The following is a 12,065-nucleotide window of genomic DNA, read 5'->3' as shown; positions in this document are numbered from 1 at the left end:
GATGTGCTGTGATTTTGGTGAGTCACGACCGCGCCTTTATCAATAATGTAACGAATCGCACGCTAGAGATTTCTTGTGGCAAAGTGGTGGACTATCGTGTGTCGTACGATGAGTATGTGCAGCTCCGTGCTGAACGCAGAGAGAGCCAGCTCCGTGCTTATGAAAATCAGCAGAAAGAAATTGCGGATTTGAAGGATTTCATCGAAAGATTCCGTTATAAGCCTACCAAAGCTGTGCAGGTGCAGAGCCGTATCAAACAGTTGGAAAAAATAATTCCCATTGAGATTGATGAAATTGACACTTCGCGCCTTCATCTTAAATTTAGTTTCAAATTTTAAAATTACCCAAATAAAGTAAAGCAGGAAAAACCATGAAAATCCTAAAATTTCTATTTTTACTCCCGCTTCTAGCCATCGGTGCGCAAGCTCTAGAGCCAAAAATCGTAATGAAGCCCGAAGCGAGCCTAAAAAACGGGCTTTACTACGTAAAAGGTAGGCTCTACGATGGCACGCTAAAGATGCTGCGCTACAGCGTTGAGGACCTATATGACGTAAATGCGATGGGCATGGTCTATCCGAGGCTAAAACCGCTGCCGCCCACGCTTATACGCGAGATAGACGTGCAGGGCGGCACGGCGGTGCGATATCGAGACTATTTTGACGGCAGAGACAAGCCCTCAAACGAATACCCCCTAAAAAACGGCGTCCGCGATGGTACGGCTAAGCACTACCACGCAGATAGCGGCGCTCTGATGGGCGAGAGCGAATACAAAGCGGGTGTGCGCGACGGGCGCTACCGCCGCTACTACTTTGACGAGGGCGGCGCGTTAAAGCAGGAGGGCGTTTTCAAGGCGGACAAGCGAGAGGGCGTATTTACTGACTATTACGTTAGCGGCGAGGTTAGCGCACGCAGCCCATATGTCGGCGGGCTACGAAACGGCGAGGACGTAGACTACTACAAAAGCGGTAAAATCCGCGGCGTGCGAACCTATAAAAACGATAAGCGAGAAGGCGCGGAAAAATGGTACTACGAAAGCGGCGCCGTGGAGGAGACGGGCGAATATAAAAACGACCGCAAAAACGGCGTTTGGAAACGATTTTACGAAAATGGTAAAACGCGAGTGGTAGAAAATTACAAAGATGGCGAAAAGGACGGCGTCGCGCGCGAATACTACCCAAGCGGCAAGCTCAGAGGCGAATACGAGTACAAAGACGGCCGCCAAATAGGCGCGGGGCTGGACTACTACGAGAGCGGAGCGCTGGCCGCAAAGGTGATGTTTAAAAACGGACGCTATCATGGACTATACGAGGAGTATCACGAAAACGGCGCGCTAAAGGCCAAAGTGACGTTTGAGGACGGGCTGGAGGTCGGCACGGCGAAACACTACTATGCAAACGGCAAACTCGAAGCCGAGGGGGAGTTTGAGCGCGGTAGGCTCGTGCGTGCTAAAAAATACGACAAAGCAGGCAAACTAATCAGCGACAAGTCTGATAAAAACGGACTGCCGAGGGAGTGAGCTTGGCTAAAATTTAAATTTGAGCGGAGCCAAATTTGATCTATACGGCTTAAATTTGACGCTTTGGTCGAGTTTGGCATTTTTTAATTTTAAATGCATGCGAGGCGTTAATTTTGGTTCAAACCCTGCTTTATTAGTATAAAACTTTAATAAAAATCAAAGTTACATAAAATAATACCGTTCAAAAAAAATTAAAAAATAATTTTTATTTTAGCTTAATATATCAATATTTGTAGTAAAATTTGCTCTAGATTTAATACACAAAAACACTAAAAAGGAGCAAAATATGGCTGTTGCAGGGATTATTATCGGCACGGTGGTGCTGTTTATCGTGGGCTGGGCGATAGTGCGGGGCAAGTACGCGCCGCTCGTGCTTTTTCTTTCGGGCGTTTTTATGTTGATCTGCTCAGTCGCGCTGGGCACGGGGAATTTTATGCCCAAACAGGCCGTAGCGACGGGCAACGCCTACCTAAACATCATCGAATTTATCCGATATATGTTCTCAAACAGATTTGCAAATTTGGGCCTTATCATCATGTTTATGGTGGGCTTTGCGAGCTATATGACGCATATCGGGGCGAACCACGCTTTCGTCTCTATCGCTACGAAGCGCTTTGCTAGGATCAAAAACCCATACGTCATGGTATTCGTCGCATTTGCGGTGGCTAAGCTCATCAGCATGGTTATCACTAGCGCGGTGGGGCTTGGCGTGCTATGTCTTGCGCTGCTAGGACCCGTGCTCATCTCGCTTGGACTAAACAAGCTCACCGTAGGCTCGATCTGCGCGATGTCTGGAGCCGCCTCGATGGTGCTCATCGGCGCATCGACGGCCGCTGCGGCGAAGGCCACGCAACTTAGCATTTTAGATTATGTTTTCGTCTATAAGATCCCGGCCGCGCTTCCGACTTCGATCGTGATGGGTATCGCGCTCGTTTTTTGGAACAGGTATCTGGATAAAAAAGAGGGCTGGGTATGCAGCGAGCACGTGGGCGAAGTGATGGAATTTGACGGAGCGGTGCAAAATCCGCAGACCGCCGCGCCTAAAATTTACGCGATACTGCCGTTTTTACCGATGATTTTGGTGGTCGTATTTTCGCAGTACTGCATCGCCTCTATCAAGCTTGATATCTCGGCGATCATCATCCTTTCAGTCGTCATTGCGATGCTTTTTGAGGCGGTTAGGCATAGGTTTAAATTTGACCTGATCGCCGAAGGGGTCAAGGTATTTTTCCAAGCGATGGGCAAGAGCCTAAGCGGCGTCGTTATCCTTATCATCGCGGCCGGTATATTTGCCGAAGGCTTTAAGGCGCTAGGAATGCTAGATAGCATCGTAAAACTCGCAAATTCGCTAGGATTTGGCGGCTTTGGCATGTCGGTGCTTTTCGTCGTCATCACGACGCTAGTTACGATCATCTCGGGCTCAAACGGCGCGAGCTTCTACCCACTCATCGAGATGGTGCCGCATATCGCCGCTAAGCTAAACGTGAGCTCGGTTATGCTCGTGCTACCGATGCATCAGGCTTCCACTATCGCTCGCCCTCTCTCGCCCGTAGCTGGCGTGGTCGTCGCGATAGCAGGCATGCTAAAGTGCAGTCCGCTCGATATCGTCAAGCGCTGCAGCGTGCCGGCGGTCCTAGGTCTAGTTAGTCACCATATTTTCGTATTTTTACTCTCTTTGTGAGGCGCGAAATGCAGCTTCCAAGATGGACGTTTGAGGACGCGTACGGCGACTTTGACGATGCGAGATTTACGGACGCGCTGTCAAATTTGGACGAAATTTTAGGCGAGATAGAGAGGCTGCTAGGCTCTGGCGGCGAGTTAAATTTGCTGATAAACGCGTACGAGCGCGGCTTTGAGGAGGCAAACTCCTTGCTCGCGTTTTGCCGCTGCAAATCAAGCGACGATACCAAAGATGAGCGAGCAGGCGCGGCCGAGGCGAAAATCAGGGAAAAGTTTTTGCGTCTTGAGCGGACGAAAGAGATCATTTTTGAAAAGATAGACGAGCTAGATCCCGCTGATACCGCGCTCCAAACACAGGAGTTTGCGCGGATAAAATTTCTCTACGACGAGCGCAAAAACAGCTGGCGGGCAAAATTTGACGCAAAAGAACGTAAAATTTACGAGGACGCGGCGGCTAGCAGTTTCGCTCCGCTTTACGGCGTATTTAGGCATCTAAACAACCTCATCGCCGTGCAGGCTAGTGATAAAAACGGCGTAAAAAGCGTCTACAATCTCTCAAAATGCGCGGGCGTTTTAAAGGGTTCGCCTGATGCCGCGCTACGAAAGAGCGTGTTTGAGGGGCTGGCGGAGCACTACGCTAGGCACGCGAGCCTATACGCCGACGTTTTAAATTTACTTCAGGGCTTTAGGCTAGGTGAATTCAGGGCGGCGGGGACGGATATCCTCATGCCTAGCCTGCAGCAAAATAAAATCAGCGAGCAGGCCGTAACGGCGATGTTTGCGGCGCTAGATCAGAGATCAGGCAAGATCAGGGAGTGCGTGAGCCTACGCGCGAAGTATTTTCCGCAGGGCAAAATTTACGCCCGCGATCTACTCGCGCCGTCTCCTTTTGCTAGCTCGGAGGAGATCACTTACGAGCGGGCGATAGAGACGATCTGTGCGGCTCTAGGCGAGGTTAGCGGGGAGATACCTGAGTTTATCAAAATGATGCTAGATAAAAACTGGATCGAGGCGCAGGTGCGCGAAAACAAAGCAGGCGGCGCATTTTATACGAGATTTGATAAATTTCGGCAGCCGCGCATTTTTTCTAGCTACATGGGCACGCAGGCGCATATGATCCAGCAGGCGCACGAGCTCGGACACGCGTGGCACTACTGGATCATGCGCGATCTGCCCGCGCTGCACACGCAGTTTCCTATGACGCTGGCGGAGGCTGCGAGCACCTTTAACGAAGCCGTGCTGCGAAACTATCTGCGTAAAAACAGCTCGGATAAAAATTTGCTCTTTGACATCTTGTGGCAGGAGCTAAAATCGGCGGCAAATTTCATGCTACACATCGGCGTGCGGTTTGATTTTGAGATCGCTTTTTTAAAGGCTAGGCAAAAGGGCGCGGTCGGCGTGGCGCAGATAGAAGAGCTCATGCAAAAGGCGTGGCGAGGACGCTACGGCGATACGACGCAGGATGCGGAGGGCTTTTTGCCGTACTTTAAGCTACATTTTTACAAGACCGATCAATACATCTACAACTACCCCTACACCGTCGGCTACCTGCTTTCGCAGTTTTTGCTGGACGAGTTTACGCGCTCGGGCGATAAATTTATCAGCGCGTACAAGGCGTTTTTGCGCGAGTGCGGCGTGATGAGCGTCGAAGCTTTGCTGCAAAAGCACTTCGGCAAGGACGCGCGAACGCTGGAGTTTTGGCTTGAGTGCGTCGATAATGCGCTAATTTACGCAGACGAGTTTAAGCGGCTCGAGGAGCAGATGGGTTTTGATAAGACGGCAAAGTCGGACGGGTAAATTTGAACCCAAATTTGATTTATCTTCTGCTAAATTTAAGAGCAAAAACGTTGAGCATTTTTGCTCTTGTCGCCTATTCGTCAAATTTGATCGCCGTTTCTTGATCCTAAAAGATAATTTTAGCAGTCAAATTTAAAACTCCCTCGCAAAATTTGGTAGGCGTTACAAATTTGCACTTAACTGATAACAACTATCATAACTAAGCTATTTTTTAGCTAATCTATTTTATAATAATCACAATCAAATAAACAGGAGTCCAAAATGTCAGTTTTAGTTATCGGAGCCGACGAGATAACGCCTATAAAAGCAGTCCTAAAAGACCTCGGCGCAGAAGCGATCGAGCACTGGGACGCGCGTAACGAAAACCGCGTAAATCGCAAACCGATCCCGCAAGATACCGAGTGCGTCGTGATGTTAACCAGTTTTTTAAACCACAACACGATGAAAACGATAAAAAACCAAGCCAAAAAGCGCAATATCCCGATCGTCTGCGCCAAAAGAAGCGTCAGCTGCGTGTTTAGCGAGTATTGCAAAGTCTTTGGGCTAGATAAGGAATTTGGATGCTGCAAGGTAAAAGACTAATAGATGAAATTCGGCTTTTTATCAGGTATTGGAGAAATAACTCCAAGTATTTTTTTAGGGCTTGACGCGGTAAATAAAGCCCGAATTTTTATAAATTTATACAACTGTTGCGCAGGTCGCGAGCTAAAAATCCCTCTAGTTTATGCGTATTCGGGCTTAAATTTGGAGGAAATTTTTCTAAAGCGCATCGAAGATCTGTGTGCTTTTAAAAATCCTAGCCGAAGTAAAATTTCAAGCTTTTGTATCGCCTCAAACGCCGTTATCTGCGCCTACAAATCAGGCAAATTTGACGCCGTCCCGCCGCTAGCTGTCTCACCCAAGCACCCGGCCGCGAGGCTTATACTCATGCTAAAATCCCAAAACGGAATATGTTTTGACGCAGACATAATGTTTTCTCAGTTTGTTTATGATAAAATACGCGCCAAACATTTTGATAAAAACGTTTATTTTCAAGACGGGATTATCTTTGCAGAGCAGGGCGGGCGCAAGCTTTTCGGCGTTATGCCTTGCTTTAAAGAGATAACAAAAGAGCGGTTTCATCTGGCTAACTGCGAGATCGCTAGGGGCTTTGAGGCGCTTAACGGCGGGGAGTTTGACAGGATGTTTATCGTAGCTCCGAGAAATGCGAATTTCTCGCGCTACATCGAGGTAAGACGGGAGTGCGGACGCGGCGGATTGCTGCGACTGGTGCCCTACACGATAAGTCATCATATTTTTTAAAGGAAATTTAAATGATAGGTATCATTTTTGGAAGCAGTATGGGAAATACTGAAGAGGCGGCGAGCTTTTTAGCCGAGAATTTAGGGCTAGAAAACGAGCTTTTAAACGTAGCAAACTGCGACGCGACTAAACTAAACGGCTTTGACAAGCTGATTTTGGGCGTTTCAACCTGGGGTACGGGCGACTTGCAAGACGACTGGGACGCGTTTGATTTTGGCGGACTAAAGCTTAGCGGAAAGACAGTCGCGATATTTGGCACGGGCGATGCCGAGAGCTATGCAGATAGCTTTTGCGGCGCGATGGGCAAGCTATACGACGAGGTCGTAAAAGCTGGCGCAAACGTCGTTGGCGCAGTATCTGTGGATGGATATAAATTTGACGAATCAGAAGCCGTAAGAGACGGTAAATTCGTCGGTCTGCCACTTGATGCGGACAACGAAAGCGAAAAAACCGAGCCTAGAATCAGCGCTTGGATAGAGCAGATCAAACCTCATTTTGCTTAAAATTTAATACTTTTAGTCGGGCTTTTTGCCCGATTTTTAACCCCAAACAAACTCAATCTAATCACTAAAATCGAATCTTTTAAATTTCAGTTTTCTTTAAAATCTTAAAGGTAGAATTAAATTTATTTTTTAAATTTAGGAGAAAATATGGCGTATCAAGAGGAGTATTGGCAAAACTTTTACGAAAAGGCATGGGCGACAAGGGCTAAATTTATGGATGAGTGCCTAAAAAATGGACTCAATAGCTATCAAGCCGTAAAAATGCTGGAAAAAAAAGAGCGGCTAAGTGAGCTAAGTTTGGATAACGTTACAAACGAAATGGTTTGGGAGAAGCGAAAGCTTTTTAGCACGAATGTTTTAAGATTCGTCGAAATCCCGATTGCCAGGCTTAGCACTAGACAGGGGGCTGAGCTAATCGTACCTTTTCACTCGTCGTTTAACTTTTACGATATGCTGATCGATATCATCGACGAGACGGGGCCTTACGATAGTATTGTAGAGCTTGGCTGCGGATACGGTCGAAATTTGATTGAAATTTTTTATAGAGGCGGGCCGACGGATGTGCGGTATTTTGGCGGAGAATTTACGCAAAGCGGCGTGGAAATCGCTAGCAAACTAGCAGCTGCGACGCCTAAAATGAATGCTAAGTTTTTCCATTTTAATCACCTAGAGCCTAGTCTTGAAGGGTTGGATTTAGGTAAAAAGGCCTTTGTTTTTACCTGCCACTCTATCGAGCAGGTTAAAGAGATCCCGCCGCAATGGTTTGACGTAGTGGCAAATGCCGCCGACTTCGTGCGCTGCGCTCATCTAGAGCCGTTTGGATTCCAGATAGAAGGAGCGAACGACGCCGTTAGCACGAGACAAAGAGAATTTTTTAAAGCCCAAGGCTAAATTTTGCCGAGACTTTCTTTAATGCTGCAAGACGAAACGTTATCGCTATAGACGATGCGATCGCCGATATCGGACTCTCTCAAGATCCGATGAATCCAGGCTCGCTAGCATTTTGGCATACGAATAAGTAGATGATCGGCTAAAAATTAACCAAAGCTACCGCTCTTATGGTTGCGTTTTTTGGCTATCGGCTTAGTAAATTTGCATAAATGCAAATTTAAATCAAGCCGTGGCTAATAAAAATTTAGCTAAAATCACGCCGAATTTATGTTAAAAATAAGGAGAAAATATGCCTCTACTAGATAGTTTTTGCGTCGATCACGTGAGGATGAACGCGCCCGGCGTGCGCCTAGCAAAGACGATGAAAACGCCAAAAGGCGACGATATAAGCGTGTTTGATTTGCGTTTTTGCAAGCCGAACGAAGAAATTTTGCCAGAAAAAGGCATCCATACGCTGGAGCACCTATTTGCGGGCTTTATGCGAGATCATCTAAACGGCAAGGGCGTTGAAATCATCGATATCTCGCCGATGGGCTGCAGAACGGGCTTTTATATGAGCGTGATCGGCGTGCCGAGCGAGGAGGCGGTCAAGGCCGCGTGGACGGCGTCGATGAAGGATATCCTGGGCGTCAAAAGTCAAGAAGACATCCCCGAGCTAAACAAGTATCAGTGCGGCACGTATAAAATGCATTCGCTTGATGAGGCGCATGCGATCGCGAGTAAAATTTTAGAGCGCGGACTAATCACGATAAACAACGAGCAAATCGCGCTAGACGTCGCTGCGATGGGGCTTAAAAAGCACTGATCGCTCTTTAAATTTAGCCACCGCTCGTGCGGCTTTTGCTCTCGCGGCAAATTTGGGCAAAGCTCAAATTCGGCCCGGTTTGCCGCGCTATTACTTCAAATTTTACTCTTTTAATATACAAAATCCGCTTCGTAATAAAATATAACGATGTAATTTTAAGCCGTAAATTTATAAAATTACATTAATAATTTTTCTTAAGGAAGTGCGATGAAAAGTTTTAAATTCGTTTTGATCGCGGCCTGTGCGGCGGCGATAGGCTTAAACGCCGAGGTTTTAACAAATACGACCGATATATCGCTAGGCGGTAAAAAGGTAGGCAAGATCGAGGTTTTAACGCCGGTCGAGGTTGTCTCCAAAGACGGCGCAAAGGCTAAAATCAAGGTAAAAGGCGCCGTTTCGGCAAACTACCTGGCTCAGATACAGCGAAGCGTCAAAAATGCCGAGATTTTCACGGTTTTTGATGCCGAGAGCGAGGCGAATTTTAAGAAAATAAAAGAGGTCGAGGACGACTACGGCGAGCTTTGGTATGAGGTCGAGGGCACGTACGAAGTCGCCGCAGACGCGCTAGGTAGCGACGCAAACGCGCTATACAAACAGGCTCAGCAAAAGTACGAGGAGACCTGCTCGGCGTGCCACCGCTTGCACGAGCCAAACAGCTTTACGGCGGCTCAGTGGCCGGCAAATTTACAGTCGATGATCGATACGAACTACGTCTCGCTAGAGGAGACGGAGCTAAATTTGATAGTAAAATACCTGCAGCATAACGCAAAAGACGCAGAATAGGGCTCTGCGCGGTTAGCTAAATTTGCTCGTCGCTTGAAATGTAAAATTTAGCGACATTTGTTCTTTAAATTTAGATTTTTGGGATTTTATATTTTTACGGCGGCAAATTTAACGCTACCGGCTTAAATTTGCGGCGTCTTGCTCGCTAAAGAGCCGCTAGATAAGAAAGCGAGTGCCGCTAATAAAATATGGGTTTTAAAAGTAAATAACGGAAAACGAGTCGCCAAATCGCGTCGGTGCCGCAAGTGTCGGCGATTTGGCTTTGCTTGGGTCTGCGACTTCGCGACTGCAAGCGCAAGGCGCGGGGGCTTGCTCCTGCGAAAATTAAAATAAGGGAGAAACCGATGAAAAGACGAGATTTCATCAAATTTTCGGCCTTGGCGGCTACGGCTGCGCAGGCTAGTAGGATAGAGGGCGTCAAGCAGACGATTTTCGATAACAAAAAAGTGTTCGGCGCAAACAGATTCGGCCCGTTTTGGGCAAATTTAAACTCATCGCAGATCGTTTCTGTTAGCGAATTTGAGGGCGATAAATTTCCAAATACGATGAACTATAGCTTGCCCGACTCCGTGCAGAATGAAAACCGCGTACTCTATCCGATGGTGCGCAAAAGCTATCTAAAAGCAAAAGGCGCGGCAAAGAGCGAACTGCGCGGCAAAGACGAATTCGTGCGCGTTAGCTGGGATACGGCGCTTGATCTAGCCGCCAAAGCCTTAAAAGAAAACTTCGACAAATACGGCGCCGAGGCGATATACGGCGAGTGCTACTGGTGGGGCGGCAGCGGTAAGGTCAGCTGGGGTCGTACTGTCGCGCACAGGATGCTAAAAGTACTAGGCGGCTACGTGGAAGAAAGCGGCGATTATTCGACCGGAGCGGGTCTAGTCATCATGCCTCACGTGCTAGGCGGTAGCGCAGTTTACGACGCGCCGACAAAGTGGAAAGCTATCGTCAAAAATGCTAAAAACGTGGTATTTTGGGGCACAGATCCTATCGTGACAAACCAAATCTCATCCGTCCCTCCGACTCACGACGGCTACGTAGGTATGCAGGAGCTCAAAAAAGCAGGCATCAAAACCTATAGCGTAAACGTCATGGTAAACGACACCGCGCGCTACTACGGCAGCGAAAACATCATCGTGCGCCCAAATACCGATACCGCGCTCATCATCGGCATGTGCCATTATCTGTTTACGAACAACCTCTACGACGAGGAATTTATCAAAAAATACACGGTCGGATTTAATAAATTTAAAGACTACTTCCTCGGCACTCAGGACAAGGTCGTAAAAGATATCGAGTGGGCGAGCAAAATTTGCGGCGTACCTGCGGGCACGATAGCGCAGTTTGCTACGCGTCTAGCCAAAGAGCCTACGACCGTACTGATCGGCCGTGCGCTGCAACGTGCCGACCACGGCGAGCAGCCTTTCTGGGCGCTAGTGGTGCTAAACGCGATGCTAGGACACGTGGGTAAAGAGGGGCTTGGATTTGAGTTTAGCTTAGGATACGGCTCTGCGGGTGCTACGGATAAGATCGCTCCGGTGCTAAAAGGCCTAAGCACTCGCATCGATGAGAAGTACGAAAACGTAGACGGCGCGCCGTGGAAAACGACTAAAAACATCACTATCCCGTCCTCTCGCAGCATCGAGGCGCTAGAGCATCCCGGCAAGGAGATCGACTACGACGGCACCAAGATCAAGCTGCCGCACATGAGGGTCGCATACATGGCCTCAGGCTCGATGTTTACGCGCCATCAGGACGTAAATAACATCGTAAAACAGTGGCGTAAATTTGACACCGTTATCACCGCCGAGCCATACTGGACTAGCACCGCAAGACTAAGCGACATCGTGCTACCTGTGGCTATAGAGGTTGAGAGAAACGACATCAACCAAACGGGCTCTACCGGCGAATACATCGTGGCATATAAACCTGCGATAGAGCCGATGGGCGAAAGCAAGAGCGACTTTTGGATCTGCGAGCAAATTTGCAAACGCTGGGGCAGAGGCGAGGTATTTAGCGAGGGCAAGGATGAGCTAGGCTGGATGAAGGAATTTTACGCCGACGCGGCCGAGCAGGCTAAGGGGCTAAATTTAACCATGCCTAGTTTTGAGGAATTTTACGAAAAAGGCTACGTGAGATTTGAAAAAGACAACACGGAAACCGAGCTTTATACGCGCCTAGCGGCCTTCCGCGAAAATCCTGCCAAAAACCGCCTAGGCACTCCGTCGGGCAAGATAGAGATATACTCGCCGACGATAGCGAAGATGAACTACGCCGACTGCCCGCCGATGCCTACGTGGATCGAGCCTAAAGAGTGGCTAGGCAACGCTAGCAAAAAGTACCCGCTACACGTCGTTAGCCCGCACTCTCGCTACCGCCTGCACAGTCAGCTAAATAACTCTATCATCAGAAATTTCGCCGAAGTTAGCGGTAGAGAGCCGGTTTTAATAAATCCAAAAGACGCCAAAGATGGCTTCAAAACCCTGCCTTGGTTCGGTATAGAGCGCGTAGGCGTACGCGAGGCTGCCAATGTCGATGAAGGCAATGAAAGCCTGAGCCTGTCGCTGACGGGTATCGAACCGAGTATGCGTCCGAACCGTTGGGCGGCGGACGATGCGCATGAGCGGGAAAAAATCCGCCGGGGCATGAAACCGCTGTCCGCGCTTGCTGCGATGCGGAATATGACCGAAGCCGATATTCTGCGGGAAGCGGACGTGAAGGATACGGGTGAAAAACGCTATTACCTTCCGTTTACCGGCAGCAAGGAAAAGGGATGGATTGTCGTGTT

The 12,065-nt window shown here is 48.4% G+C and carries 10 protein-coding genes and 1 pseudogene; all 11 read left to right on the top strand.

Going from position 1 to position 12,065, the window contains the following annotated elements; translation table 11 throughout:
• A pseudogene (locus tag Q0200_RS00500) lies at nucleotides 1-338 on the top strand (ABC transporter ATP-binding protein); the annotation flags it as partial.
• Between the two features lie 32 nt (nucleotides 339-370).
• Nucleotides 371-1,516 carry a toxin-antitoxin system YwqK family antitoxin gene (locus Q0200_RS00495; RefSeq protein WP_297936557.1) on the top strand — a complete coding sequence of 382 codons (1,146 nt, stop codon included), beginning with the start codon at nucleotides 371-373 and terminating at the stop codon, nucleotides 1,514-1,516.
• Between the two features lie 286 nt (nucleotides 1,517-1,802).
• Nucleotides 1,803-3,197 (top strand): C4-dicarboxylate transporter DcuC, encoded by a 1,395-nt coding sequence (gene dcuC, locus Q0200_RS00490; RefSeq protein ID WP_297936555.1) that lies wholly within the window; start codon nucleotides 1,803-1,805, stop codon nucleotides 3,195-3,197.
• Between the two features lie 8 nt (nucleotides 3,198-3,205).
• Complete coding sequence (locus Q0200_RS00485) at nucleotides 3,206-4,993, top strand: M3 family metallopeptidase (protein WP_297936553.1); 1,788 nt, start codon at nucleotides 3,206-3,208, stop codon at nucleotides 4,991-4,993.
• Between the two features lie 261 nt (nucleotides 4,994-5,254).
• The gene (locus Q0200_RS00480) at nucleotides 5,255-5,575 is read left to right on the top strand and encodes a DUF2325 domain-containing protein (protein ID WP_002949171.1); all 321 of its coding nucleotides are present in this window, start codon (nucleotides 5,255-5,257) and stop codon (nucleotides 5,573-5,575) included.
• 3 nt (nucleotides 5,576-5,578) lie between these two features.
• Nucleotides 5,579-6,295: a hypothetical protein gene (locus Q0200_RS00475; RefSeq protein ID WP_297936552.1), complete on the top strand. Its 717-nt coding sequence runs from the start codon at nucleotides 5,579-5,581 to the stop codon at nucleotides 6,293-6,295.
• An 11-nt stretch (nucleotides 6,296-6,306) separates the two neighbouring features.
• Nucleotides 6,307-6,798: a flavodoxin FldA gene (gene fldA / locus Q0200_RS00470; protein WP_297936550.1), complete on the top strand. Its 492-nt coding sequence runs from the start codon at nucleotides 6,307-6,309 to the stop codon at nucleotides 6,796-6,798.
• 147 nt (nucleotides 6,799-6,945) lie between these two features.
• Nucleotides 6,946-7,689 (top strand): class I SAM-dependent methyltransferase, encoded by a 744-nt coding sequence (locus Q0200_RS00465; RefSeq protein ID WP_297936547.1) that lies wholly within the window; start codon nucleotides 6,946-6,948, stop codon nucleotides 7,687-7,689.
• A 289-nt stretch (nucleotides 7,690-7,978) separates the two neighbouring features.
• Nucleotides 7,979-8,494 carry an S-ribosylhomocysteine lyase gene (gene luxS / locus Q0200_RS00460; RefSeq protein ID WP_297936545.1) on the top strand — a complete coding sequence of 172 codons (516 nt, stop codon included), beginning with the start codon at nucleotides 7,979-7,981 and terminating at the stop codon, nucleotides 8,492-8,494.
• Nucleotides 8,495-8,701: 207 nt separating this feature from the next.
• Nucleotides 8,702-9,277, top strand: a complete 576-nt coding sequence (locus tag Q0200_RS00455) for a hypothetical protein (protein WP_297936543.1) — start codon at nucleotides 8,702-8,704, stop codon at nucleotides 9,275-9,277.
• Nucleotides 9,278-9,621: 344 nt separating this feature from the next.
• Nucleotides 9,622-12,065: molybdopterin-dependent oxidoreductase (locus Q0200_RS00450; RefSeq protein ID WP_297936541.1), on the top strand; the 2,444-nt coding region annotated here is incomplete at its 3' end.

The organism is uncultured Campylobacter sp. (genome assembly GCF_938045225.1).
Lineage (GTDB): Bacteria > Campylobacterota > Campylobacteria > Campylobacterales > Campylobacteraceae > Campylobacter_A.
The sequence above is the reverse complement of the archived record's forward strand: the minus strand, read 5'-3'. Positions and strand labels throughout refer to the sequence as shown.